Annotated in this window: 23 protein-coding genes and 1 tRNA gene; 7 read left to right on the forward strand and 17 right to left on the reverse strand. The window is 40.6% G+C overall.

Annotated elements, in window-relative coordinates; translation table 11 throughout:
• Window positions 1-3 precede the first annotated feature (3 nt).
• From IGI92_RS12215 to rpoN, 9 genes are all read right to left on the reverse strand, one after another.
• The gene (locus IGI92_RS12215; RefSeq protein WP_005234368.1) at window positions 4-960 is read right to left on the reverse strand and encodes an alpha/beta hydrolase; all 957 of its coding nucleotides are present in this window, start codon (window positions 958-960) and stop codon (window positions 4-6) included.
• 144 nt (window positions 961-1,104) lie between these two features.
• Window positions 1,105-4,377, reverse strand: a complete 3,273-nt coding sequence (locus IGI92_RS12220) for a Cna B-type domain-containing protein (RefSeq protein WP_400449768.1) — start codon at window positions 4,375-4,377, stop codon at window positions 1,105-1,107.
• A 527-nt stretch (window positions 4,378-4,904) separates the two neighbouring features.
• Window positions 4,905-5,960, reverse strand: coding sequence for a hypothetical protein (locus tag IGI92_RS12225; protein ID WP_301389806.1), 1,056 nt, complete (start codon window positions 5,958-5,960; stop codon window positions 4,905-4,907).
• 328 nt (window positions 5,961-6,288) lie between these two features.
• Entirely contained in the window at window positions 6,289-7,590 is a 1,302-nt protein-coding gene (gene eno / locus IGI92_RS12230) for a surface-displayed alpha-enolase (RefSeq protein ID WP_005234360.1), read from the reverse strand.
• 112 nt (window positions 7,591-7,702) lie between these two features.
• Window positions 7,703-8,458: a triose-phosphate isomerase gene (tpiA, locus tag IGI92_RS12235; protein ID WP_008380860.1), complete on the reverse strand. Its 756-nt coding sequence runs from the start codon at window positions 8,456-8,458 to the stop codon at window positions 7,703-7,705.
• 63 nt (window positions 8,459-8,521) lie between these two features.
• Window positions 8,522-9,712 (reverse strand): phosphoglycerate kinase, encoded by a 1,191-nt coding sequence (locus IGI92_RS12240; RefSeq protein WP_005234355.1) that lies wholly within the window; start codon window positions 9,710-9,712, stop codon window positions 8,522-8,524.
• A gap of 99 nt (window positions 9,713-9,811) precedes the next feature.
• Window positions 9,812-10,813, reverse strand: a complete 1,002-nt coding sequence (gene gap, locus IGI92_RS12245) for a type I glyceraldehyde-3-phosphate dehydrogenase (RefSeq protein ID WP_008380858.1) — start codon at window positions 10,811-10,813, stop codon at window positions 9,812-9,814.
• 40 nt (window positions 10,814-10,853) lie between these two features.
• The gene (locus tag IGI92_RS12250; protein ID WP_005228675.1) at window positions 10,854-11,891 is read right to left on the reverse strand and encodes a sugar-binding transcriptional regulator; all 1,038 of its coding nucleotides are present in this window, start codon (window positions 11,889-11,891) and stop codon (window positions 10,854-10,856) included.
• 246 nt (window positions 11,892-12,137) lie between these two features.
• Window positions 12,138-13,457 (reverse strand): RNA polymerase factor sigma-54, encoded by a 1,320-nt coding sequence (gene rpoN, locus IGI92_RS12255; RefSeq protein WP_176257008.1) that lies wholly within the window; start codon window positions 13,455-13,457, stop codon window positions 12,138-12,140.
• A 51-nt stretch (window positions 13,458-13,508) separates the two neighbouring features.
• Between rpoN and IGI92_RS12260 the strand changes: the two genes are divergently transcribed.
• Together IGI92_RS12260 and IGI92_RS12265 are read left to right on the forward strand one after the other, a co-directional pair.
• Window positions 13,509-13,580: transfer RNA gene (locus IGI92_RS12260), tRNA-Arg, on the forward strand.
• Between the two features lie 261 nt (window positions 13,581-13,841).
• Window positions 13,842-15,278, forward strand: coding sequence for an IS1182 family transposase (locus IGI92_RS12265; protein WP_016621163.1), 1,437 nt, complete (start codon window positions 13,842-13,844; stop codon window positions 15,276-15,278).
• 26 nt (window positions 15,279-15,304) lie between these two features.
• On the opposite strand, the gene rpoE is transcribed toward IGI92_RS12265, so the two are convergent.
• Window positions 15,305-15,913 carry a DNA-directed RNA polymerase subunit delta gene (gene rpoE / locus IGI92_RS12270; RefSeq protein ID WP_005234347.1) on the reverse strand — a complete coding sequence of 203 codons (609 nt, stop codon included), beginning with the start codon at window positions 15,911-15,913 and terminating at the stop codon, window positions 15,305-15,307.
• A gap of 84 nt (window positions 15,914-15,997) precedes the next feature.
• A complete protein-coding gene (locus IGI92_RS12275; RefSeq protein ID WP_005234346.1) occupies window positions 15,998-16,435 on the reverse strand; it encodes a DUF1934 domain-containing protein in 438 nt (145 codons plus the stop codon).
• Between the two features lie 221 nt (window positions 16,436-16,656).
• On the opposite strand from IGI92_RS12275, the gene IGI92_RS12280 reads away from it, so the two are divergent.
• From IGI92_RS12280 to yidA, 3 genes are read left to right on the forward strand one after another with little or no spacing between them, the layout of a single operon-like run.
• The gene (locus IGI92_RS12280) at window positions 16,657-17,478 is read left to right on the forward strand and encodes a lipoate--protein ligase family protein (RefSeq protein ID WP_400449988.1); all 822 of its coding nucleotides are present in this window, start codon (window positions 16,657-16,659) and stop codon (window positions 17,476-17,478) included.
• Complete coding sequence (locus IGI92_RS12285) at window positions 17,462-18,832, forward strand: HD domain-containing protein (RefSeq protein WP_301388738.1); 1,371 nt, start codon at window positions 17,462-17,464, stop codon at window positions 18,830-18,832. The genes IGI92_RS12280 and IGI92_RS12285 overlap by 17 nt, the downstream gene beginning before the upstream one ends.
• Window positions 18,833-18,841: 9 nt before the next feature.
• Window positions 18,842-19,660 (forward strand): sugar-phosphatase, encoded by an 819-nt coding sequence (gene yidA, locus IGI92_RS12290; protein ID WP_016619757.1) that lies wholly within the window; start codon window positions 18,842-18,844, stop codon window positions 19,658-19,660.
• A gap of 42 nt (window positions 19,661-19,702) precedes the next feature.
• Here the strand turns inward: yidA and IGI92_RS12295 are convergent, their stop codons facing one another.
• A complete protein-coding gene (locus tag IGI92_RS12295) occupies window positions 19,703-20,146 on the reverse strand; it encodes an NUDIX hydrolase (RefSeq protein ID WP_005234342.1) in 444 nt (147 codons plus the stop codon).
• Window positions 20,147-20,293: 147 nt separating this feature from the next.
• Here IGI92_RS12295 and gloA point away from each other — a divergent pair, with 147 nt between their 5' ends.
• Together gloA and IGI92_RS12305 are read left to right on the forward strand one after the other, a co-directional pair.
• Complete coding sequence (gene gloA, locus IGI92_RS12300; protein WP_005234340.1) at window positions 20,294-20,668, forward strand: lactoylglutathione lyase; 375 nt, start codon at window positions 20,294-20,296, stop codon at window positions 20,666-20,668.
• A gap of 76 nt (window positions 20,669-20,744) precedes the next feature.
• Complete coding sequence (locus IGI92_RS12305) at window positions 20,745-21,458, forward strand: gamma-glutamyl-gamma-aminobutyrate hydrolase family protein (protein ID WP_008380852.1); 714 nt, start codon at window positions 20,745-20,747, stop codon at window positions 21,456-21,458.
• A 72-nt stretch (window positions 21,459-21,530) separates the two neighbouring features.
• Here the strand turns inward: IGI92_RS12305 and IGI92_RS12310 are convergent, their stop codons facing one another.
• The 5 genes from IGI92_RS12310 to trxA form a co-directional block, all read right to left on the reverse strand.
• Window positions 21,531-22,784, reverse strand: coding sequence for an ABC transporter permease (locus IGI92_RS12310; protein WP_008380850.1), 1,254 nt, complete (start codon window positions 22,782-22,784; stop codon window positions 21,531-21,533).
• Window positions 22,777-23,676, reverse strand: a complete 900-nt coding sequence (locus IGI92_RS12315; protein WP_005234329.1) for an ABC transporter ATP-binding protein — start codon at window positions 23,674-23,676, stop codon at window positions 22,777-22,779. Before IGI92_RS12315 ends, IGI92_RS12310 begins: the two co-directional genes overlap by 8 nt.
• Window positions 23,677-23,693: 17 nt before the next feature.
• Window positions 23,694-24,374 (reverse strand): DUF2812 domain-containing protein, encoded by a 681-nt coding sequence (locus IGI92_RS12320; protein ID WP_005234326.1) that lies wholly within the window; start codon window positions 24,372-24,374, stop codon window positions 23,694-23,696.
• A complete protein-coding gene (locus IGI92_RS12325) occupies window positions 24,361-24,687 on the reverse strand; it encodes a PadR family transcriptional regulator (protein ID WP_005234324.1) in 327 nt (108 codons plus the stop codon). The genes IGI92_RS12320 and IGI92_RS12325 overlap by 14 nt, the downstream gene beginning before the upstream one ends.
• Before the next feature lie 281 nt (window positions 24,688-24,968).
• Window positions 24,969-25,283 carry a thioredoxin gene (gene trxA, locus IGI92_RS12330; RefSeq protein WP_005228645.1) on the reverse strand — a complete coding sequence of 105 codons (315 nt, stop codon included), beginning with the start codon at window positions 25,281-25,283 and terminating at the stop codon, window positions 24,969-24,971.
• Window positions 25,284-25,322: the final 39 nt, after the last annotated feature.

Raw genomic sequence — 25,322 nt, forward strand, 5'->3', positions numbered from 1 at the left:
CTATCAGACAATGTCTGTTTTTTGTTTGATATTCTCAATAAATTGCAAAACGGTTGGCCAATATTCTGGGGCATCTTTAACTGCCTGTAAATGTCCCATATTGGGAAAAAGGACTTTTTGTTTCGGCCCAGCCGTTGCTTCCATTAAAGTATTGATTTCTTTTTCAGAAAGAAACGTATCCTTTTCTCCTTGTAAAAACAGCACAGGTAAATGGTTGCTGCCGACTTGTCGGGTCACTGAGATTTGTAGGAAGGGGTAGCCGACTAAGTGTTTACTGTAACGATTGGCTAATCGCAAAAAGCGCTTGACGGGTAACCGAGAAAATTGTGGTAGACTTGCCCGAATGGCACTATAAACGGACGTATAACTGCTGTCTGAGATCAAACCCGCAACTTGCACCGGCATGACTTCTCCACTGGCCAGCAGCAAAGTCGCCGCTCCCATCCCTAAACCATAGAGGAAGATTTGGGTTTGTGGGTCTTTTTCCAAAATCTTATCGATCCACAAAAGCAGATCCATCCGATCTAGCCACCCTAAGCCGATCTCTTTGCCTTCACTACGGCCATGTCCACGCAAATCAGGAACTAAAACATTGTAACCCGCAGCCCAGAATTTCTCGGCCGCATCTTGACAGTCTGCTTGCCCATCACTGCGATACCCATGCAAGCAGATCACCCACGTTTTAGCACACTGATCAAAGACTTCTGCTCTCAGGATCAGATCATCGGTGGTCGTTACCGTACATTCCGAACCTTGTGACCAAAAAGCCGAACTGCTTTTCGCGATCCGCTCTTTGTATGGAATCCCCAGTTTCTTTCTGCCTTCTTTTTCATACCATTCATTGTTACGCATAATAATTGCCGAAACAAAATAGCGTACGCCCTTTTTCATCACAGACGTGCGATATACATAGTACACCAAAAAAATAAAAATTAGCAGTAGTAGCAATAGCCAAACCATAGGATCCCCCCTTCATTTTAGTTTACCATTTACACCGGTTTTCAGCCAAAGTTTTGTCGCAAGTCTTAAATAAGTCCTATACTTTTTTAAGAAAAAATCTTTGTACTGACTTCTAGCAGAGAAGCAGGACAAAGTTTTGATTGGTTAACTATGTTTTCGTCGATAAAGTATCCCAACGCTTGTAACGAGTAAAATACTTCCAAGGATACTCCACACATAAGAAGAGCGCTCGTTTGTCTTAGGCAATCGTTTTTCAGTAGTCGCATGGTTTGCGTCATTCTTGTTGTCATCTTCCGGTTGTTTAGATGTATCTGGCTTTTTAGGTGATAACGGGACCTGCGGCTTTTTAGGATCACTCGGGGTTTTCGGTGTCTCTGGCCCTGTATAAGTGTTGACTAAGTTATAGCCATTTATTTTGGTGGTGTAATCTGGAATTTTTACTTCTTGGATCGTGTAGGTATAGGCTTTTCCTTCGGCATCGTATTTTGGCAGCTTATCAAAGCGATAGGTCCAGTTGCCTTTTTTATCGGCTTTTACGATTTTTTCTGCGTATTTTTCGCCGTTTTGCATCAGCTTGACAGTGATGCTTTCAGGGCGGGTGTTGAATTGGTTGTCGTTGTCATTCCAAGTTTTTCTGCCTGAAACTGTGGTTGTTTCCGTATTGACTAGGTCATAGCCGTTTACTTCACTGATATATCCAGAAACGGTTGCTTCTTGAAACGTGTAGACATAGGCTTTTCCCTTGGAATCATACTTAGGCAGATTCTCGAAGTGATAAGTCCAGTTCCCTTCTTTATCGGCTTTTACGATTTGATTGTCGATCTTTTTACCATTTTGCATCAATTCGACAGTGATACTTTCTGGTCGGATGTTGAGCTGATTGTTGTTATCATTCCATGTTTTCGTTCCTGAAACTGTTGTTGTTTCCGTATTACGGTAGGTGTTGACTAGGTCATAGCCATTTACTTTGGTGGTGTATTCTGGAACATTTTCTTCTTGGATCGTGTAAGTGTACACTTTTCCTTCGGCATCATACTTAGGCAGATTGTCAAAGCGATAGGTCCAGTTGCCGTGGTTATCTGATTTTACGACTTGCTTGTCGATTTCCTTATCATTTTGAATCAGTTTGACAGTGATGCTTTCAGGACGGGTATTGAACTTATTGTCATAGTCATTCCATGTCTTTGTTCCTGATACTTCTGTCGTTTCGGTATTACGGTAGGTGTTGATTAGGTCATAGCCATTTACTTTGGTGGTATACCCATCAACGGGTGTTTCTTGAATTGCGTAGTCATAGGTCTGACCAGATTCGTCGGTTGTTGGTAGATCGGTAAATTCATAATGCCATTCCCCCTCTTTATTTGGGGTAACCGTTTTTGTTTGGAACACTTCACCGTTTTGCAGTAATTGAACCGTAATGCTTGTCGGACGGGTATTAAATTTGTTGTCATAATCGTCCCACGTTTTGGTTCCGCTGATTGTCGTTGTATCAAGAGACAGCAGGTGATTCATTGCAGCTAGTTTGATTATCGGTACAACCGTTTCATTGGCTTGAAGATCCCAGCGGTGGGTTTCCGCATTGACCAATACCGTATCAGCAATGATACTACCGTCAACATTTTGGTGGACATCAACTGTATCACCAACAGCCAAAATCGTTCCTTGGAAGGGACTATTAATCGAAAGCATTTGATTTTCTGGCTGATTAATAAAATTCCATAGGATAACGGCATCATCAAACACTTCTGTTTCATGACTATTGCGCGTCGTGCCATCTGTATATTCTAGTTTGATTTGCGACTTGATATTGACGGTACTTGCTCCTTCGGTATCCACATTGATGAGTACAGGAGACGTGCCTTTTGTTAGCCCTTTGATGGTAATTGGTGTATCTTTTTCTAATTCTGTTTTTGAAAGTGTAACGACTACCTTTTGATCTTCTTCATCAATAGTATCTGCCGAAAAGGAAATTGGTTTCTTGTCGATTAGATAACCATCTGGCGCTTCTGTTTCAACAAAGGAATAGTCCCCTTCTGGAAGATCCGTTTCGATTACTTGTCCATCATCATTTGTGACCTCTTCATCAACCTCTTTATGTGTCTTTTTATTTTGAAGTTCGTAAACACCGTCATCAAGCGGGTTTCCTTGTTCATCCGTTAAGGTCAACACCACCTCTTGCGTATCATTTTCAGCACGGGCGGTATTGATGACCCGCTGATTATTATCAGTAAAATCTTTGGTTACACCGGGTGTTTGCGGATAGGCTCCTAGCCTTTCTGACGTCGCCTGTAACCTTGAAAATACCTTTTTAAAATCTATATACGGTTCACTTGCAGATTGATCTTGGAAAACTTCGGAAGTCTTCAAGTGATCCATTCTCTGACCATTTACAAAAACGGCAGGTTGCTGATTTTGATCTGCTAAATCTACTGTGACTGATGGGCCAAAAACAACTTTGTTTTTTCTACTATCAGTTCCTGATACAAAAGAAGAGTTTGCGATGGAATTGATCTTTTGAATATAATTGATTTCTGTTGGCAAAGAACCATCCTGAATACTGGTCCCAAAATTGACATTTCCGTTTAATTCACCAACGGCCAAATTTCCGTTCGTGTGTGTATTTAGCGTCGCATGGTTAGCAAAAATATGAAAATATTGCGCTTCTCCTAGAAGTGCGTCATCAACTTCAGGAACATCATTTTTAAAAATGCCCCCACTTGAAAGTTGTGAAGCTGCTGGCGCACTTGCTTGGGTATCAGGCGTTGATTCTATGGTTTTTGATGCAGTATTTGACGCCGTTTGTTGTTGTGACTCGCTGCTTGTTGTTACAACCTGTTTTTCAGAAGCCACTGTTTGATCCTGAGTCTCAGAAAGTACGGCTTCTGTACTCGTTGCTTCTGTGGATTCATTTTCAGGTAGAACAACTGCTACATCTGTTGAGTTGATGAGGTCTTCTTTCACTTGTTCATTTCCTTCATCTGTTTGAAGGAAGGCGGAATTGATTGTCAATGTTTGAAGACTTTTTGTTTGAAACGTTAGCGTCATTTGGCTAAAAGAACTGCTAGTAGTTTCTTCTATCAACTGCTGTCTTTGCGAATCATATGTAAATGGCGTGCCGCTACTTTGAATCGAGTTCGGCAGAACCGTTTGTTCCCCTTCACTCAAGCTGAATGCCAGTTGATTTGCTGCTTGTTGATTCTTTTCTACTTGGATCGTCCAAGTGATCTCCCCTGTGGTAGGATCTGGTAATGAGGTCACTTGCGCTGTGCCTTTTTCGTTCTGAAATAGGACTGTTTTGGTGCTTCCCTCGGTGTTTGCATGAGCTGTAACGACTGGTAACAATGGCGTCACATACGACATGACAAGCAAGGACAACATGAAAATTGGGTAAGCTATTTTTTTCACATAAGTAAGCATTTTTCTTCCTCCAAACAACAAATTTTACTCAGGTGATTATCCTAATCGGAAAAAAGACAAAATGCAAAATACCTCAAAGTTTGTTTATGTGAAAAAAATGAAAGCAAGAACCATAAAATGATTCTTGCTCTCAGGAGAACTTGTGAAAATGAAATAGAATTTCTTTAGTTTTAAAAAACAGCAGAACAATTTCTTCATGATAAATACTCAAAATCAAGAAAGAATCTTTTGTTTGTGATAAAAGTTCTTTCCTTGAAAACTCTTGAGCAACAGCAGTGATTGGCAACTCGTTAAAATTTCACTAGTCAAAAAATAATAATTGTAAATAAAAAATGAAAATTTTCATAAACAATCATATTATTTTCATTTTCGGTTACAAAAATTTTAGCAGATTCTTTAAAATCTTACTGTTATTTTCCCTTTATTTATAAGTTCTCTTAACTTTTTCAACTTACTTACTATAGAAAAAACCTGTTCCTTATTCATCCACTAGAAACAGATTTTTTCTATATAGCTTTCATTCACTATTAATTACTAAAAGTTTGAACAATCTCATCTTGATCAAAGCCACAAGCCACATCCAAGGACAAAGAATCCTCAGTATTCAACGCCCCCCATGACAAACAAAATCTTAAATCAGTTGGCTTTTGATTCCCCTCAATAAAATAAGCTGGGAGCCCCGAGTCAGATCTGTCAAGAAGATACACACCACAGGATTTTTTCAGGAAACATTCATCGTCATAATATTGAGCTACAGCAAAATTAAGGTTATTGGCCGATTCTTTTAACAAATATTGCGCTCCATAGTATCGCTCCCCACTAACGATTTCAAAATCACGGAAAGAGTGTCGAGGAAGATTCGTTTTTATCTCAAGTTTTCCCTTTCCTTTGATCATTTTTAAATTAGGCAATAAGATAAATCGACCGATTATTTCGTTGACCCAATCTGGATGAGTTTCACCGTAGTCACTCGAAAAATTGCTATGACCATCGATTACTTTAAAAGAAATCGGCTCCCCGTTAAAGGTTAACCACCAGTTGCCAATAGTTGTGGGTAGCAACTGTTGACTATAAAGATCGCCAAACGATCTGTCTGGTCTTTCATCACATGAATCAGACACAGCTATATCCTTACAATGCTTTTCTATATATACCAATAGATCTGTATCGTCTGTAACGACAGAATATGAGCTACCATCATCAATGATTAATTCTAAGCTGCCTAATGGATGCTGAATGTACGGAAGATCTACATCACGATTCCACCCTTCCCACTCAGTGTAAGAATCAAAGAACAAAAGATCATCTAAAGTAATACTGGGTAAAAAACCAGTTAACACCCCTTCATAAAGATACGTGTCTTTGATTGTATCCAATAAATTATGGCCGGTCAGCCAAATAAGCGACTTTCCATTCTTCTTCTTTTCAATCGAACGAAAAATACTTGTGTCACCTGAATAATCTGTAATCAGCCAATTATACTGGAGGATCACTTCTTTGGGAAATAGGTCAATAATCCCTGCAGCCGAAACAATATGTTCTGCTTCCTTTGATACAACATTATTTATGTACAATTTTTTCATCAGCATTCTCTCCCAAAACACCAAGTTTTCCTATAGTCTATCATACAATTAGCATACCGAAAAAACTCTTTTTCCACTTTGATTCCTGTGAAAATTTTATCAGATTAAAAGTTAATCAAAAAGTAAGTGTTCACGAAATTTGAATGAAGCAAAACCAATCCACGGTTTTTACTTAAATAAATCTACCAACCAGTTTTGTTGACCTGTTTCAGCTAAACTCCCTGATCCGTGAATTGTAAGTAAAAAAGTCCCCTCATGTCATTTACACATGAGGGGACTTTACCATCATTTCAGTTCAGCCAAACGACAACGTTTGATTAAGCTAAGATTATTTATTTTTTAAGTTGTAGAAAGCTTGCAAGCCTTTGTATTCAGCAACTTCACCAAGTTGGTCTTCGATACGTAGTAATTGGTTGTATTTTGCAATACGGTCAGTACGTGAAAGAGAACCAGTTTTGATTTGGCCAGCGTTTGTTGCAACAGCGATATCAGAGATTGTTGAATCTTCTGTTTCACCTGAACGGTGAGAAACGACTGCAGTGTAACCAGCTTCTTTCGCCATTTCGATAGCATTGAATGTTTCAGTCAATGTACCGATTTGGTTAACTTTGATAAGGATTGAGTTACCGATACCGTTTTTGATTCCTTTTTCAAGGATTTCAGTATTTGTAACAAACAAGTCATCCCCTACTAATTGAACTTTGTCGCCTAAGCGTTCAGTTAATAGTTTCCAACCATCCCAATCGTTTTCATCCATACCGTCTTCGATAGTGATGATTGGGTATTTGTTAACTAATTCTTCTAAGTAGTCAACTTGTTCAGCAGCAGTACGTTTTACGCCGTTTTCGCCTTCAAATTTAGAGTAGTCGTAAACACCGTTTTCGTAGAATTCTGATGATGCACAGTCAAATCCTAGGTATACATCTTTACCTGGTTCTAAACCAGCAGCTTTGATTGCTTCTAAGATTGTTTCAACACCGTCTTCAGTTCCTTCAAAACGAGGAGCGAAACCACCTTCGTCACCTACTGAAGTTTCTAAACCACGTTTAGACAAGATTGATTTCAAAGCGTGGAATACTTCAGTACCCCAACGTAAGCCTTCTTTGAATGTAGGTGCGCCTACAGGCAAGATCATGAATTCTTGGAAAGCGATTGGTGCGTCAGAGTGAGAACCACCGTTGATGATGTTCATCATAGGAGTTGGCAATACTTTTGTATTGAATCCGCCTAAGTAGTGGTATAAAGGTACTTCTAGGTAATCAGCAGCTGCACGAGCAACAGCGATAGAAACACCAAGAATCGCGTTTGCGCCTAATTTGCCTTTGTTAGGAGTTCCGTCTAAAGCGATCATTGCTTTATCGATAGCCATTTGGTCACGTACATCGTAGCCGATGATAGCTTCTGCAATGATGTTATTTACATTGTCAACTGCTTTCGTTACACCTTTACCGCCATAACGAGCTTTGTCGCCATCACGTAATTCAACTGCTTCGTGTTCACCTGTTGAAGCTCCTGAAGGAACCATTCCGCGGCCGAAAGCACCTGATTCTGTGTAGACTTCTACTTCGATAGTTGGGTTACCACGTGAGTCTAAGACTTCGCGTGCGTAAACATCAGTAATAATTGACATGTTTTGTCTCTCCTTTGAGTTTGTTTTATCTTAAGGGGAATACCCCTTGCGAACAACTTAATTGTAGTGAAAAAATCACGATTCTGCAAATGTTATTTTCATGAAAATGAAATTATTTTACAGCATCTAATAATGCTAGGAATGAATCAGCTTGCAAGCTTGCGCCGCCAACTAATGCTCCGTCAACATTTTCTTTTGCCATGTATTCAGCAATGTTTTCAGGTTTTACAGAACCGCCGTATTGGATACGCACGCTATCTGAAACTTCTTTGCCGTATAATTTTTCAACGGTTTTGCGGACAACGCCACAAATTTCGTCTGCGATGTTTGCATCCGCTGATTTACCAGTACCGATCGCCCAGATTGGTTCGTAAGCAATCACAAGATTACTTACTTGACCGTCTGTTAAACCGTCTAAGCCAGCAGTGATTTGTCCTTCGATCCACTCCGCTGTTTTGCCAGCTTCATAGGTTTCTAAAGATTCACCACAGCATAGGATTGGGATCATGCCGTTTGCAAAGATTGCTTTGGCTTTTTTGTTGATGTCTTCATCTGTCTCATGGAAGTATTCACGACGTTCTGAATGACCAATGATGACATAGTCAACACCTAGATCTGCTAAAGCTGCTGGTGAAGTTTCGCCAGTAAAGGCACCTTCATTTTCCCAGTAGCTGTTTTGAGCAGCAATTTTTAATTCTGTTCCTTCAGCAGCATTCACTAATGTTTCTAAGAATAAAGCTGGCGAACCGATCACAGAGTCAACTGTCTCGTTGCTAGGAATTTTTGTTTTGACTGCTTCAGCAAATTCTTTTGCTTCTTTCGCAGTTTTGTTCATTTTCCAGTTTCCGGCAATAATTGGTTTGCGCATGTTCTGGCACTCCTTTTCGTTATCAAGCGTGCAAAGAAAGTTCTTTGCACGGCTTGTCATTGATTATTTATCGTTGATCGCAGCTAGGCCAGGAAGTGTTTTTCCTTCTAGCAATTCAAGGCTGGCACCGCCACCTGTTGAGATGTGGGTAAATTTGTCAGCAAACCCTAATTGTTCTGCTGCAGCTGCAGAGTCACCGCCACCGATGATCGTTGTTGCATCTTCAAGGTTGGCAATTGCTTCACAAACACCAATCGTACCGTTTGCGAAGTTAGACATTTCAAACACACCCATAGGTCCGTTCCAAACGACTGTTTTTGCGCCTTTTAATGTTTCAGCAAACAAAGCGATGGTTTCAGGTCCGATATCTAAGCCCATTTGTCCTTCAGGAACATCACCAGTATGTTCTTCTGTTGGGACATCATTTGAAAATTCAGCAGCAGTGATTGAATCAACTGGTAATACTAATTTATCGCCAGCTTTTTCGATCAATTCTTTTGCTAATTCTACTTTATCTGCTTCCACAAGAGAATTACCGATTTCCATGCCTTTTGCTTTGTAGAACGTATACGTCATTCCGCCGCCGATCAAGATTTTGTCTGCTTTAGGAATCAAGTTTTCGATTACGCCGATTTTATCAGATACTTTTGCTCCACCAAGAATCGCGATCATTGGACGTTTTGGTTCTTCGACTGCTTCCCCGATGAATTTGATTTCTTTTTCCATTAAGAAACCAGCAACTGTTGGGATACCTGTTGAAGCGATCCCTACGTTTGAAGCGTGTGCGCGGTGTGCGGTACCAAAGGCATCATTTACAAAAACATCGCCTAAAGAAGCCCAGTATTTGCCTAGTTCAGGATCGTTTTTGCTTTCTTTTTTGCCATCGATGTCTTCAAAACGAGTGTTTTCAAAAACAACGACATCGCCATCTTGCATGTTGTTGATCGCTGCTTCTAATTTTTCGCCGCGGGTTTCATCAACGAATGTTACTTCTTTGCCTAACAATTCGCCAAGACGTTTCGCAACTGGCGCTAAAGATTTTCCAGCTTTATCTGCTTCTTCTTTCACACGACCTAAGTGTGAGAAAAGAATTGCTTTTCCGCCGTTTTCGATCACATAATTGATTGTTGGTAATGCTGCTTTGATCCGTGTATCATCTCCGATCACTCCATCTTTCAATGGAACGTTGAAGTCCACACGTACAAGAACTTTTTTATCTTTTAAATCGATATCTTGAACTGTCATTTTAGCCATGAACAGATTCCTCCTAGCATAATTGTTAAAAAAAGCGGAGAAGCGCGATGCTTCCCCGCTTTCTCTTGCGATGGTTTAAATTAAAGTCGTTCGCAACTCTTATAGGTTAGCGAAGTATTCTAAAGTACGTACTAATTGTGCAGTGTATGACATTTCATTGTCGTACCAAGCAACAGTTTTAACTAATTGTTTGTCGCCAACAGTCATAACTTTTGTTTGAGTTGCATCAAATAATGAACCGTAAGTCATACCAACGATATCAGAAGAAACGATTTCGTCTGTGTTGTAACCGTAAGATTCGTTTGAAGCTTCTTTCATTGCTGCATTGATTTCATCAACAGTTACTTCTTTGTCAAGAACAGTAACTAATTCAGTTAATGAACCAGTTGCAACAGGAACACGTTGAGCAGCACCATCTAATTTGCCGTTCAATTCTGGGATTACTAAGCCGATCGCTTTAGCAGCACCAGTTGAGTTAGGCACGATGTTTGCAGCAGCAGCACGGGCACGGCGGAAGTCACCTTTAGGGTGTGGTCCGTCTAGAGTCATTTGGTCACCTGTGTAAGCATGGATTGTAGTCATTAATCCTTCAATCACACCAAATTTGTCGTTCAATGTTTTCGCCATAGGAGCTAAACAGTTTGTTGTACATGAAGCACCAGAGATAACTGTTTCTTCACCTGTTAAAGTTTCATGGTTTGTGTTGTAAACGATTGTTGGAACATCGTTTCCACCAGGAGCTGAGATAACTACACGTTTTGCACCAGCTGTTAAATGTTTTTCAGCAGCTGCTTTAGAAGTGAAGAATCCAGTACATTCTAACACGATTTCAACACCTAGTTCGCCCCAAGGCAATTCTTCAGGGTTGCGGTTAGCTAAAACTTTGATTTCGTTTCCGTTCACATTGAATGAACCTTCGTGAACTTCAACTGTACCGTTGAAACGTCCTTGTGTTGTATCATATTTTAACAAGTGAGCTAACATTTTAGCGTCTGTTAAGTCATTGATAGCCACAACTTCGATTCCTTCTACTTCTTGGATACGACGAAATGCTAAGCGTCCGATACGTCCAAATCCATTAATACCTACTTTAACTGTCATTTAAGATTTCCTCCTTATGAAAATCATAAAAATATTTATTTTAAAGGGTTGCCCCTTTTAAAATCTCATTTGCGCAAGCTTCATCGGTGATGAGCCAGGTTTGTTTTGGTGCATTTTTCATGTATGCATTGACCGCTTTGGCTTTTGATTGTCCGCCAGCGACCGCAAAAATGATTGGGACTTTTTGTAAATCTTTTAATTGAAGTCCGATTCGAGGAACTTTGTAAACGACCTCGCCTGCTTCGTTAAAGAAATACCCAAAGGATTCTGCAACTGCATTTTTTTGTTTCAACATCAGAATTTCTTGTTCTGACATTTTTCTTCGAGCCGCCATATGCAACGCCCGTCCAATACTATGAATAACACAATTTGCTTGACTTATCAAGTTTAAGACATCAACGATGGCGGGTTCTTTCAAGAGAAACTCGTAGGTGTTCATGCTTAATTGTTCTGGTACAAACAAGGAGCGATAATCGCCATTTGTCTGCATTGCCATCACCGAGCTGACAGAGTTTGCTTGCACGTTGACTGATTCTCCGATACCACCACGGGCTGGAACAAACAAGTTATGACGTTTGGCGGTTTCCAAATTACCCAATTCCTCGGCAACTTTCGCCATTGTCGTCCCTCCCATTACTGCGATGGTGTTTTTGCCTTCTGGCAATAAGAGATCCAACGATTCATTCAGCAACTGGCCAAATTCAGCAATAACTTTCGGTTGTCGATCACCATCGCCGCTCGCAATCAAACAACGTTCGATGCCAAAGGTCTCTGATAATCGTTTCTCGATTTGGTGCATTCCGAACAGCTGATCCATCAGTGCACCAATCTTCGTGTACACTTCTTCTCCGTAGGCGGTCAATTGCATGCCGCTTTTTGAAGAGTCGATCAGTTTCAGCTTTTTAAGGATATCTGTTTCCGTCCTCAACACGCGTTCCGTCATTGATAAACTTTCCGAAAGTGTCCGGCGGCCAACGGGCTGCATCCAATAAATATTTCTTAAGATACGGTAACGTTCCTGGAGTACAGCGAGAATATCCGGGGTGATTGCCTCAATCAATTTTAATTCATCGAGCATTTTATATCCTCCCGTTGGACAATTTTCGTCCTACAATGACTTAAAATGACCCATCGATTGCAAAAAAAATTTAAATCTGTTTCCTACACCAATAATAGTAGCACTTATCGCCTTGATACGCAACTATTTCAGTCACAAAATCTTGCTTTTCATAAAATCGTCATAATTTGAAAAAGAGGAAAGGATCGATAAAAAAAGGAAAGGCTTTGCTGCCTTCCCTACTCATCGTTAATAGTAAGTTTTGCTTTACTCGAATCGTTTCCGCTTGGAAGAACCAGGGATATTCATGGCTTCACGATACTTTGCCACCGTTCGTCTAGAAATATCGATGCCTTGGGCTTTGAGGGCATCTGTCAACTTTTGGTCTGACAATGGTTTGTTTTTATTTTCTTCATTGATCAGTGCTTTTAGCTGCTGTTTGATCGATGCCGTCGTCAGGTCATCACCGCTTTCTTGCGTCGAAACTTTCTGTCCAAAGAATAGTTTTAATTCAAACACCCCAAAGGAGGTCTCCAAGTATTTCCCATTGACTGCCCGGCTGACCGTTGATTCATGAATTCCTAATTCTTCGGCAACTTCTCTTAAAACCAATGGCTTTAATGGTCGATCTGGTTGAGTGAAAAACTCCTTTTGCCGCGCAACGATCTGCACCCCGACACGATAGATGGTATCCCCTCGTTGCAGCAAGGTCTTCTTTAACCACTCGAACTCTTGGGCTTTATTGTCTAAATAACTTAAGACTTCTGGATCACCGCTTTGCTTCAATTGGTCAAAGTACTGCTGCTGAAAGCGAACCTCTGGTAAGGCGCGTTTGTTTGATTTCACGATCGGTTGTCCTTTTTCAACCGTCACTCGCAGGTCAGGAACGATGTAAAGCCCATCGGTCGACCCAAACGCCGCCCCTGGTGTGGGGGTCAATGTTTGAACATAATCAAAGACCTTTTGAATCTCAGTTAATGGAATCTGCAGCGCTTTGCTGATTTTGTCCCACTTGCGCTCTGCCATTTCCGTGAAGAATTCTTCTAAAATGAGATAAGCCATTGGCGGCGCATAGTCATCTCTTTCCGTTTGCAGCATCAAACACTCTCTTAGATCACGAGCACCGACTCCTGCCGGATCCAGTTGCTGGATCAAGGTTAAAGCATCAAGCATTTGGATCGGCGTCCCCCCGACAAGCTTCCCAGCTTCTTCCAAATCAATCGTCAAAAAGCCGTTTAAATCAATGTACTCGACTAAAAATAAAACGATCGTCCGCAAAAAGGTGTCGCGGTAATTTAAATGAACTTGATCAATGAGGTGTTCGAATAAAGACGTGTGCTGATCAGGGATCTGGCTTAAGTAATCCATTATTTGTTCTGACGAGCCGCTGCTCTTGCTTGGTGTGATGGGCGAATCATATTCCCCCAGATCAATCAACGGATTTTCTAATGCCTGGTTATCTATGAAGGACAATAATTCATCTGCAGAAAATTGCAGCACTTGGATCGATTGCTGTAATTTCTGCGTCATAGCAAGCTTTTGCGTCTGTTTTTGTTGTTGTGAAAATTGCTGTTGAAATTTCATCATTCTACCTCTTGTTTTTTTCACTGAAATTGGTTAAACTAATATTTGTGCTTCGCGCCTTTAGTGTAGTGGATATCACGTAAGATTCCGGTTCTTGAGACGGGGGTTCGATTCCCTCAAGGCGCGTTTTTTCTTTTCGTTACAAGTATACTCGATTCAAATCAATAATTCAAAAGCACTTAGGGACCGCTGATGCGGTTCCTTTTTTATTTGTATCTATGTAAGAAGGCGAACTCGTCCTTCAACGATTAAAAGCTGCTTGCAGCCATAAGGCGAAAAAAAGAAGAGGATTACTCCTCTTCTCAGACTGTAGACAAAGTACTAGTTTTTAGTGCTTTGTTTTTTTTTATCCGTTAAAATAAGAGTATCAATTGGAGGTGTATCCAGATGCTCTCAAAACAAGATATGAGTAAACGCGCACAAATCGGTTTCTTTTCTCTTGAAGACTTGGTCCCACAGGACCATTTATTGCGGCAAATAGATCATTGTATTGATTTCTTCTTTATTTATGAATTGGTTAAAGAGAAATACGATGAAATCCAAGGACGTCCTAGCTTGGATCCTATTCTTCTAATTAAATTACCAATGATTCAATATCTATTTGGCATTAAAAGTATGAGACAAACAATAAAAGAAATTGAAGTGAATATCGCTTATCGCTGGTTTTTGGGTTTGAGTTTAGAAGATCCTGTTCCTCATTTTTCAACATTTGGTAAAAACTATACGCGACGGTTCAAAGGAACAGATCTCTTTGAAAAAATTTTTTATGAAATTCTAGAACAATGTATCGCTGAAGGTATCGTAGATACTTCCGAAGTATTTATTGATAGTACGCATATTAAAGCACATGCGAATCGTAACAAAAAAGAATCTGTCGAAGTAATGGAACAAGCTGTTTTTTATACAGATAAGCTGACAAAAGAAATCACCAAGAATCGAGAAAAACATTTAAAAAAGCCCTTAAAAGAAACAAACGCAGAAAGTAAAACTTCCTTGAAAAAAAGAAGTACGACTGATCCTGAAAGTGGTTGGTTTCATAAAGGTGAACACAAAGAAGTTTTTGCCTATAGCTCACAAGTGGCGTGTGATAAACATGGATGGATATTAGGTTATACTACACACCCAGGGAACTTTCATGACAGTCGTACGTTTGTTTCTTTATTTAACAAGCTCAAAGGAGCTTTTCCCCTAGAAAAATTAATTATGGATGCTGGGTATAAGACACCAGCAATTGCACATTTACTACTCGAACATAAATTGACCCCAATTTTCCCATACAAACGTCCTATGACTAAAAAAGGCTATTTCAAGAAACATGAATATGTTTATGACGATTACTATAATTGTTATATCTGTCCCAATAATAAAATACTCTCTTATGCCACTACCAATCGCAAAGGATATATCGAATACAAAAGCAATCCAAAGGATTGTAAAAATTGTCCTTTCTTGTCTAAGTGTACCAACTCAAAAAATCATACCAAAGTAATCACTAGACACATTTGGGCTGAAGCTATAGAGACCTGTGAAGAGATACGCCATCAAAGTTGGTTCAAAGAACTTTATAAAAAGAGAAAAGAAACCATTGAACGAATTTTTGGGACAGCAAAAGAATTTCACGGATTACGTTATACCAATCAAATAGGAATTGAAAAAATGCACATGAAAATTGGGCTTACTTTTGCGTGTCTTAATATGAAAAAGCTAGCAAAAATAAAAAGGATCAGAGCGCAAAAGAGGCGTTTTCCAAAAGGAAAACTGCCTAATCTATCGATTATTCATAGAATATTACATAGAAAAAAGACAAACCTCATATTTGTATAAGGTTTGTCTACAGTCTGAGAAGAGGATTACTCCTCTTCTTCCTCTTCATCCGCAAAATCATCTTCATCATCGTCATCGATAATGGTTAGATCTTCCTCAATGCTGTCAGGTAATTCTTCTTCATCATCGGTGCTATTGTCGGCGCCGATTTCTTGCAAGTCTGAATTGTATGCCGAGATTTCTTCATCCTCGTCATCATCATCATCAAAGAGATCATCTTCTTCGTCATCTGACAAATCAGTATCCTCAGGATCATCATCGTTATAATCGATTGCATCTTCATCATCGTTGATAAAGGCATTGACTTTTTTACGTTTGCGACGACGTGGTGTATCTTCATCCTCGTCTTCGATGCCATGGTTGACTTCTTCATCGATCGAATCAATGGCGTACCATGAACGTAAGCCCCAACGATTGTCGCCTAAAGAAATAAAACTACCGTCGATATTCAAGTCTGTATAAAACTGCGCCAATGAATCACGAATCTCGCTGTCTGAAGTTTCAAGATAGTTTTGAATTTGGTTGACCAAATCAGAAAAATCCATCACGTCACCGCGCTGCTCTAAAATCGCATGGGCAACTTCAATCATCGACAATTCGTTTTTATTTACACCTTCAAATACATTAATTTCCAAACGGGACACGTCCTTTCACAGTCTACTCCTAATCATACAAAATTACGTCTGAAATTGCAATTTTTTCTTTCAATTTCCCTTTGATTAAGCGGTAAATTCTAAAGACAGTTTGTATTCGCCGACTTTGTCAGCAGCCATGAACAAGTCATAATCGATATCGATCTTTCCCGAGTATGGACGGTCTTTCAAGCTAACGTGCAAGTGATTGGTGAAGGTGTGGAACATCATCAAGCCATACGGGGTTTGATAACTCGTCTCTAAACGTTCCTTATAAGAAAATTTCAAGCGCATGCGCATTTCCCCTGAGCGAATCAATTGAATCAATCCGTCTGGCATAATTTTCATCGTAACGGGAATGTCGGTGCCGTCTGGCTGGATCTCTTTGTAACGGAGATATAAGGTATCACCGATCTTGACTGCTTGTCCTTGCAGATCAAACAGAAAGTTCTCTGTTTCCCCTGCTTGACGTACATTGGTTGTTAAATGAATCGAGATTGGGATTCCTTTTGATAATTCTTGCATGTACGTGTGCCTCCTTTGAAGATTTCAGTTTCATTCTTGCTTTTTTTCATTCGTTTGTCAATCATTTCAGTTGATTCTCCTTGGTCTATTTCTTCATTGAAAATAAAAAACGAAAACAATAGCAAGTTTTCATTCTTTTCTCCAAGTAATTTTCCAAGAATCGTATATAATAAGGATAACAGGTATTTTAAAGGAGTTTAACCGATTTGACTATCTATGTAATGGATCAAACCTTACCACGTATCCACAATCCTTATGAGCCGTTTGCCTTCACCGATGTTGCCACCGAAGTTGCTGGCAAACAGGAACAAGTTTATTGTCATTTTTGGCAGTTGTCCGATACGATGATTTTAGGCATGAAAGATACCCGGCTGCCTTTTTTGACAGATGGTCTGCAGGTTTTGAAAGAAGCTGGCTATGCCTCGATCATCCGCAACTCAGGGGGGCTTGGTGTAATTAATGATGCCGGTATTTTGAATGTCTCCCTCATCTTCCCTAAACATTTGGCTGCCACCACAGATGCAGCCTATGAAATGATGGCGACATTGCTGCAAACCGCCTTTCCTGAGCGGACAATTTTGGCTTATGAAATTGCTGACTCGTATTGCCCAGGCACCTATGACCTGAGTATTGATGGGAAAAAAATTGCTGGTACAGCACAACGACGAATCAAAGACGGCGTGGCTGTCATGATGTATCTGAGTGTCAACGGCGACCAACCAGCCCGCGGCTCTCTCGTTCGTCGTTTTTACCAAGCAGGTTTGAAAGAGCGCTTTGGTACAGATGGCTATCCAGTCGTCAATCCTGCGAGCATGACCACTTTAGAAGCGGCCCTCGGCCGTAAGTTTACCACACACGAGGTGACTGACCGCTTGCAAAAAGCCCTGCTTTCCTTGATCACAGACCAATCCCTATATCCGCTTGAATCACTGGATCAATGGCTGACAGAAAATAACCTTAGCGAACAAATGCAGCAACGCTTAGCTGGCATGGAAAAGCGAAACCAACCAATAAAGGAGTTTAGCGATGAGCCTACCATATAAATATCAAACCTTAGCGATAGAAAAAGTATTTCGTGATCCTGTTCATAACTATGTCCATGTACAGCACCAAGTGATTTTAGATTTGATCAATTCCAAAGAAGTGCAGCGTTTGCGGCGCATCAAACAGCTGGGAACTGCTTCCTTTACCTTTCACGGAGCAGAACATAGCCGCTTTTCTCACTCCTTGGGCGTTTATGAAATCAGCCGTCGCATTTGCGATATTTTCCAACGCAATTATTCCCTTGAAAAAGTCGGACCAAACGGCTGGGATGATAAAGAGCGTTTAGTGACCTTGTGTGCAGCATTGCTTCATGATGTGGGCCACGGACCATACTCCCACACCTTTGAGCACATTTTCCATACAGACCATGAAGCCATCACAGTGGCGATCATTACTTCTCCTGAAACGGAAGTTCATCAGATATTGAACCGAGTGGAAGCTGGATTTCCTGAGAAAGTCGCAAGTGTTATCACTAAAACTTATCCAAATCCTCAAGTCGTTCAAATGATTTCTAGTCAAATCGATGCTGATCGGATGGACTACTTGCTGCGCGATGCTTATTTTACCGGCACTGAATACGGCACGTTTGATCTGACCCGAATTTTACGAGTGATTCGTCCGTACGAAGGCGGTATTGCTTTTTCTATGAATGGCATGCACGCTGTGGAGGACTACATCGTCAGTCGTTACCAGATGTATGTGCAAGTTTATTTCCATGCGAGTTCTCGAGGGATGGAAGTGATCTTAGCCCATTTGCTGGATCGAGCTGCAGAACTGTATCAAATGGATTCAGAATTGTTTCAAGGCCATTCGCAGCTGCTTCTCCCATTTTTAAAACAAGAATTCACCTTAGATGAATACTTGAAACTCGACGATGGCGTTCTGAATACCTACTTTACCCAATGGACGGAAGAAAATGATCCGATCCTCAGCGATTTGGCCAAGCGGTTCTTAAATCGTAAACCGTTGAAATCCGCCCGCTTTGACGATGAGACGCAGTTGCCGATGATTGAAGAAATGCAGGGACTGGTGGAAAAAGTCGGCTTCAATCCCCGCTATTATACTGCCATCAATTCAAGCTTCGATCTGCCTTATGATTTTTATCGGCCGACTTCAGGCAAACATCGGACACAAATCGAATTACAGGAAAAAGATGGTTCCCTTGTGGAATTATCCCAAGCCAGTCAGCTAGTTGCAGCTTTAGCGGGACAAACCCAAGGTGACCAACGCTTTTATTTTCCAAAAGAAATGATTGACCCCAACATCCAAAATCACTATGATTTATTTGGAGAGACGTATCAAGAGTTTGCCAAGCACATTCGCAATGGTGCTTTGATCAAACCAAGCCACTAGGAGGAACTTATGAGTATCAAATTGATCGCCATCGATATCGATGGTACCCTGTTGAACAACGACCGCAAGATCACCCCAGCCGTTTACAAGGCATTGAAAGACGCTGAAAAGCAAGGTGTACGCATCGTTTTGTGTACGGGACGCCCTTTAACTGGTGTCCAAGATTTATTAAAGGAACTAGACTTATTTACGGACAATGATTTCGTTATTACTTATAATGGCTCTTTGGTTCAAAAAACCAAAAACCAAGAGATCATCTCTGAATTCGGCTTGTCCCAAGATGACTATCTCTTTGTTGAGATGACTGCGAGAAAATTAGGGGTTCATCTTCATGTAGAAACCGAAGATACCATGTATACCGCTAACCGCGATATCAGTCCTTATACGATTTATGAAGCCTTCTTAGTCAACATGCCATTGAAATATCGGACACCAGAAGAAATGACTGCTGACTTGAATATCATCAAAATGATGATGATCGATGATCCCGAAATACTTGATCAGATCATCCCACAATTGCCGAGCAGTTTGACGGACAATTACAATGTGGTCAAAAGTGCTCCTTACTTCTTGGAAGTTCTAAATAAACAAGCCCATAAAGGGGCTGCTGTCAAAAAATTGGCGGAGCACTTAGGCATCAAACAAGAAGAAGTCATGGCGATCGGCGATAACGAAAATGATTTAACCATGGTGGAATACGCTGGTATCGGTGTGGCGATGGCCAATGCCACTGAAAACGTGAAAAATGCCGCAGATGTCCTAACTGCATCAAACGAAGAAGACGGTGTGGCAGAAGTAATCAACAAGTATGTTTTAGCAAATAACTAAGTGTAAAAGGCAGGTTTCCTTTTTATCGGAAGCCTGCCTTTTTTATTTTGCCAACCATTGTTCAACTGCCCATTTATGGCTGCCGCGTTTCAATCGCTGAATCGCTTCTTCTGGCGTATGCCATGACAACTGATTGGTTTCTTCTGTAGGTTCACAGACTTTTTTCCATTTGGTCATTAAATAGAAATAGCCGGGATGATGGTAAAATGTATCGCGATGGCGTGAATAGAAGTATTCAACTGCCTCCCCTAAATAGGCAGCGATCTCCCCTTCAAATCCAAGTTCTTCTATTAATTCTCGCTGGATCGCTTCTTCTTTGGTCTCATTTGGTTCAATTTCACCGCCTGGTAAAAAATAGGCGCCATTGGGTGCTTGTACCAAGATCACTTCATTTTTTTCATTTGGAAGAACGACATACGCGCCATATCTTGATTTGTATGGTTTCCCCGCTTCTTTTTCCCCGAACACAATTTCCTTTTCTGGCATGATTCCCTCCACCAACACTTTCTTTCCATTTTACCCTATGCCAATAGTCTGGACAAGCTGGAAATAACGCTCTGTTGTTTTTTATTCGTTATAAAATGAGAAAATATGTTATCATACAACTATCAAGATCGAAAGGATGATTTACCCATGAAAATGGCTCACACTTGTGTCCGCGTCAAAGACTTAACGGCTTCTCTAGATTTTTATCAAACTGCCTTTGGTTTTGAAGAATCTCGCCGTCGTGATTTTCCTGAACATCAATTTACTTTGGTTTACTTAACATTGCCTGGAGATGACTACGAGCTAGAGTTGACATATAACTATGACCATCCTGGCTATGAGTTAGGCGACGGCTATGGCCACATCGCCATCAGTACCGATGATCTAGAAGCGCTTCATGAGAAGCACCAAGCTGCCGGATTTGACGTCACTGACTTGAAAGGACTACCAGGGACTTCTCCATCTTACTATTTTGTGAAAGATCCTGATGGTTATAAAATCGAAGTTATTCGCGAAAAATAAAGCGAAGATGCTCGAAAAAAGGACCTCGTGTCCTTTTTTCTTTTCGTTCCATTTACTTATAGAAAGGTTTGATCAAATGAAACCCATTATCGGCATCGCTGCTAATGAACGGCCAATGATTGAAGAAGCAGAACATTGGTTGTCCTATACACCCAAAAATTTTGTCACCCATATCCAACAAGCCCAAGGCATTCCCCTAATATTACCAATGGGTGTCGTGGAAGATGCTGCGACTTACATCAGCAAAATCGATAAACTCTTGTTAGCCGGTGGTCATGATGTCTCCCCTGATCATTATGGCGAAGATCCTCATCCTTTGATTCAAGGCATTCATCCTGATCGTGATGTCTTTGAATTGGCATTGATCAAAGAAGCAGTGGCTCAAAACAAACCCATCTTTGGAATCTGCCGCGGCATGCAGTTACTCAATGTCGCATTTGGTGGGAGTTTGTACCAAGATCTCTCTTTGATCGATCACCCAACGATCAAACACGTGCAATTACCAACGTTCTTTCAATTCCCTACACATCGGGTGGAAATCAAGGCAGACAGTCGTTTGGCTGCTCTTTTAGGCACAACCTATCAAGTCAATTCTTTTCATCACCAAGCAGTCAAAACAGTTGCAGATGATTTCAATGTGACCGCCACCGCTCCTGATGGTGTTGTTGAAGCCATAGAATCCACCGCCTATGGCGCACCGATCTTAGGCATTCAGTGGCATCCTGAGCTAGCCGCTCACAAGCTGCCTTCTGAGCAATCGATCTTCGACTTTTTTGTGCAGGAATTCTAAAGGCCTGCACCTTGTTTTCTAGATTCTAGCCAATAAAAAACGCCCGATCACAAAAAGGATCGGGCGTTTTTTTTATTTCTCATTTTTCATTAACACCAGTGATTGTTTCAACGTTGCCAAGATGCCATTGTCGTTATAGATCAAGACATTTGATTTGTACATTTTTGCAGAAACCAGCATCAGGACGATCGTGGTAACAGCAAGGATCCCTACTGAAATCAACGCTCCGCCAATCCCCACTGTATCATTAGCAAGCCGTACTGGCATAATATACGAGGACAAGAATGGGATATAAGAAGTTACTCGTAAAACAACGTTATGCGGATCCATACCGCCTAGTACGATTCCTAGCATATACCCGCCCAACGAAAGATACGTCACTGGAATAATGGCTTTCGCCGTATCTTCTGCTTTGTTCACTAACGACCCGCAAAGGGCTGACAAGACAGAATAGATCAAGATTCCTAAGAAGACGAAAACGATCGCAAACACGAGGAAAGGACCAAAAATGCCATCTGATGAAAAACTTGCCAATAAGTCTTTTACCATGGAGTTGTCCTTGATCCAGAAATAACTCCCGCCAAAAATCGCAACATACGCAACTAGCTGGGTCGCTGCAACCATGATCACCCCAGTTAATTTGGCGTAGTAATGGGTTTGTGCACGCGTACTAGACAAAATGACTTCCATAATGCGCGTTCCTTTTTCAGAAGCAATTTCTTGCGCAATGATTTGTGCGTAAGTGATGATAAAGAAAAAGAGAACGATTGTTGCGATGGTACTAACTGCTGCTTGCATCGCGGTATTATCTTCTCCATAGGTCATTTCGCCACCTTCACTGAAGGAAACTTTTTGCCGGTCAAGCGGTGCAACTTCACTAAGAACTGCCACTTGCTCAGCAGTCAAACCAAGCTCGCTAGCTCGAAAGGATGACTGCAAGCCCGTCAATAATTGTTGGATCGTCAGCTCTAAAGCTTGCCCCATTGAGGACTCGCTTAATAATTCCCCTTGCAGCGTATCCCCTGAAGCAGTAATAACTAACAAGGCATCAGCATCTTTGTCAGCCAACTGTTGTTGTCCTTGTTCTTCGCTTTCCACAACTTCAAATTCATAATCATCGCTACTTTGCTCCACAAAGGTCTGCGCAATGGCTGGTTCATTCGCATAAACGACAATTTTATCCACACTGCTCATACCATCGGCAAAGTAACTAATCAGATAAAATCCGCCCATTGCAATGAATGGAACCAATATCATAATCAAAAACGAAATTGATTTGATATTTTTCTTATAAACATCTAATGCGATTACCCAAAACTTATTCATTTGTTTTTCCTGCCTTCCGCTTAAAGATTTCTTCTAACGTTGGCGGTTGTTGATTGAACATAGGGATATAACCATCCGCCGTCGCTAAATCAAATAAGGTTTTTCCTACTGCAGGATCAGCGATCGTAATATCATAGCTGCCGTCTTCTCTGGCAATGACTTCCTCAACACCTGCCACTGCCAAAAGCTGTTCTTTCGTCAAATTAGACTCCAAATAAACTTTCGTTCGTCCAAAGGATTCACGAATTTCATGGACCTTTCCGTTTAAGACAGTTTGACCATCCCTTAGCATAATCAAGTGGTCACAGATTTTTTCTACGTTATCCATATTATGACTGGAGAAGATGACACAAGAGCCATTTTTTTTCAGTTCAATGATCCCGTTTTTCAACAGTTCCGCGTTGACTGGGTCTAAGCCACTAAACGGTTCATCTAGAATCACTAATTTTGGTTCATGGATCAACGTTGAAATTAGCTGAACTTTTTGCTGATTTCCTTTTGATAAAGATTTGACTTTATCAGTTTTCTTGCCTTTGACTTTAAACTTGTCCATCCAATAGTCGATTTTGGGTACGATGTCTTCTTTCTTTTTGCCACGTAAACGCGCGAAGTAGATCAATTGATCTTCAATCGTGACTTTTGGATACAAGCCGCGTTCTTCTGGCAGATAGCCAATAAGATTGTATTCTTTTTCACTAATTTTGTGACCATCCCATAATACTTCTCCTTGATCGGCTTTCAAAAAATCCAAGATCAATCGGAATGTCGTCGTTTTTCCTGCTCCGTTTTGACCAATTAATCCCATAATCTGACCATCATTGATGGTAAAAGACAATTGATCGACTGCTGTATAATCCCCAAATGTTTTTACTAGCTGTTTTGCTTCTAACACATGCTCACCTTCCCTGTCTAATAAAATATGTCACTAAAGAAAAAACCGATAATGGCACCAACGATTGCTCCTGCAACCATCAAGATGATAGAGTCGCGGATCACCCGTTGACGTTTCGCCAGTTTCTCTGGTTCATTGTAATAACTTGCTCGATTTTTGTATAAAAATTTCATCAAAATCGTGGTCAATCCTACCCCTATCGGAATAAATACTAGCCCAGTAATCAATCCTAGCCCAAAGGACCAAAAGGGATTTGTACGAATATTGAAATAACGAATGGAAAAATAAATCACTGCTAAAATTGCTAAACTGACCACTGAAAACAGAATCGATTTTTTCATCAAATAGCGCGTCTCATTATCGATTCGTTCTTGATAGCTTTCTTGATCGCTGAAAATCGCTGGTGTATCCGGAGATGCTTTAAAATAAAAATACCGATCTTTATAATTGCTGATATAGGTCCAGCCCCCAGCTTGATACATCGCTAGGTAATCAACGATCTCAGAAGGATCTCCTTCGAAAAAGTCCACTGCATATTTGGTCGTTTCCGATTTTCCTTTGATAAACTTCAAAAACCCTAACCGATTCATCTTCACAAAATGCCAGCCCATTGACGCTTGTTTTTGTAAACGAACCATTTCCTTTTCCGGATAATAGGCGACTCCAAGAGAAAGAAGATATTTCTTATTGATGCCCATCTTGTTCCCCTCCTAACGCTTCGAAGACCTGTTCTCCGATTTGATAAAATAGTTTGCGTCGCTGAATATCTTTCTCCAGAACCTGTCTTCCTTCTGGTGTAATCTGATAGATTTTTTTTCGATCGACGCTTTCTTCTAAATCGATCCACCCCTTTTTCGTCAGCTTTTTCAAAATCGTATACATCGTCGCGGGGCCAATCTCAAATGTTCCTTGGCTTAGCTCATGGATTTGTTTCATAATGACATACCCATGTTTTGGCTTTAAAAGCGCTAATAAAATCAAATAGGTTGAATCTGTCAATGCCTCATCCATTTGATTCCTCCATCCCACTAACTATATCACTTAATGATATATTATCTAATGATATAGCCAGCGTCAATCTTTTTTTTCTGATCTGCTAACATTGCTGGAGAATGCCTGCTTTCTTAATTTTCATTCTCACTTTTCTCATTAGTAATTGAGTGAACACCAATAAAAGTGCATACAACAAAGAGTAAAAGCTAGAAATGTCAAAGGCATTTTTCAAAGACTTTGTCCCAAAAACAAAAAAGCAATAGCCTCTTTCGGCTATTGCTTCAAAAACACTTCTTCTATTACATATGTTCCGCAACTAAAGCTTTCAATTGATCTTTTGTATGCACCCCAATTGCTTTATCAACGACTTGTCCGTCTTTTTTCAACAACAAAGTAGGAATAGACATGATCCCGAATGAAGCAGGTGTTTCAGGATTTTCATCCACATCCATTTTCACGATCTTCAATTCGTCTTCCTCATATTCATTCGCTAATTGTTCCAAGATCGGTGCTTGCATACGACAAGGGCCACACCAAGTTGCCCAAAAATCAATAAGGACTAAGCCTTTATCGGTTTCTTCTGAAAAAGTTTTATCGGTAATTTCTTTTGCCATCGTACTTCCCCTCCATTTTTAAAACTAAAAAAAGTATAC

Origin of the sequence: Enterococcus sp. DIV2379, from assembly GCF_050542965.1 — a bacterium.
In the GTDB taxonomy this organism is placed as follows: Bacteria; Bacillota; Bacilli; order Lactobacillales; family Enterococcaceae; genus Enterococcus_D; species Enterococcus_D entomosocium.

What these genes read in the sequence shown, in the direction of transcription:
- IGI92_RS12215 (WP_005234368.1), bottom strand. Translation starts at nt 960, where the DNA reads ATGGTTTGGCTATTGCTACTACTGCTAATTTTTATTTTTTTGGTGTAC.
- IGI92_RS12220 (WP_400449768.1), bottom strand. Translation starts at nt 4,377, where the DNA reads ATGCTTACTTATGTGAAAAAAATAGCTTACCCAATTTTCATGTTGTCC.
- IGI92_RS12225 (WP_301389806.1), bottom strand. Translation starts at nt 5,960, where the DNA reads ATGAAAAAATTGTACATAAATAATGTTGTATCAAAGGAAGCAGAACAT.
- eno (WP_005234360.1), bottom strand. Translation starts at nt 7,590, where the DNA reads ATGTCAATTATTACTGATGTTTACGCACGCGAAGTCTTAGACTCACGT.
- tpiA (WP_008380860.1), bottom strand. Translation starts at nt 8,458, where the DNA reads ATGCGCAAACCAATTATTGCCGGAAACTGGAAAATGAACAAAACTGCG.
- IGI92_RS12240 (WP_005234355.1), bottom strand. Translation starts at nt 9,712, where the DNA reads ATGGCTAAAATGACAGTTCAAGATATCGATTTAAAAGATAAAAAAGTT.
- gap (WP_008380858.1), bottom strand. Translation starts at nt 10,813, where the DNA reads ATGACAGTTAAAGTAGGTATTAATGGATTTGGACGTATCGGACGCTTA.
- IGI92_RS12250 (WP_005228675.1), bottom strand. Translation starts at nt 11,891, where the DNA reads ATGCTCGATGAATTAAAATTGATTGAGGCAATCACCCCGGATATTCTC.
- rpoN (WP_176257008.1), bottom strand. Translation starts at nt 13,457, where the DNA reads ATGATGAAATTTCAACAGCAATTTTCACAACAACAAAAACAGACGCAA.
- IGI92_RS12265 (WP_016621163.1), top strand. Translation starts at nt 13,842, where the DNA reads ATGCTCTCAAAACAAGATATGAGTAAACGCGCACAAATCGGTTTCTTT.
- IGI92_RS12275 (WP_005234346.1), bottom strand. Translation starts at nt 16,435, where the DNA reads ATGCAAGAATTATCAAAAGGAATCCCAATCTCGATTCATTTAACAACC.
- IGI92_RS12280 (WP_400449988.1), top strand. Translation starts at nt 16,657, where the DNA reads ATGGATCAAACCTTACCACGTATCCACAATCCTTATGAGCCGTTTGCC.
- IGI92_RS12285 (WP_301388738.1), top strand. Translation starts at nt 17,462, where the DNA reads ATGAGCCTACCATATAAATATCAAACCTTAGCGATAGAAAAAGTATTT.
- yidA (WP_016619757.1), top strand. Translation starts at nt 18,842, where the DNA reads ATGAGTATCAAATTGATCGCCATCGATATCGATGGTACCCTGTTGAAC.
- IGI92_RS12295 (WP_005234342.1), bottom strand. Translation starts at nt 20,146, where the DNA reads ATGCCAGAAAAGGAAATTGTGTTCGGGGAAAAAGAAGCGGGGAAACCA.
- gloA (WP_005234340.1), top strand. Translation starts at nt 20,294, where the DNA reads ATGAAAATGGCTCACACTTGTGTCCGCGTCAAAGACTTAACGGCTTCT.
- IGI92_RS12305 (WP_008380852.1), top strand. Translation starts at nt 20,745, where the DNA reads ATGAAACCCATTATCGGCATCGCTGCTAATGAACGGCCAATGATTGAA.
- IGI92_RS12310 (WP_008380850.1), bottom strand. Translation starts at nt 22,784, where the DNA reads ATGAATAAGTTTTGGGTAATCGCATTAGATGTTTATAAGAAAAATATC.
- IGI92_RS12320 (WP_005234326.1), bottom strand. Translation starts at nt 24,374, where the DNA reads ATGGGCATCAATAAGAAATATCTTCTTTCTCTTGGAGTCGCCTATTAT.
- IGI92_RS12325 (WP_005234324.1), bottom strand. Translation starts at nt 24,687, where the DNA reads ATGGATGAGGCATTGACAGATTCAACCTATTTGATTTTATTAGCGCTT.
- trxA (WP_005228645.1), bottom strand. Translation starts at nt 25,283, where the DNA reads ATGGCAAAAGAAATTACCGATAAAACTTTTTCAGAAGAAACCGATAAA.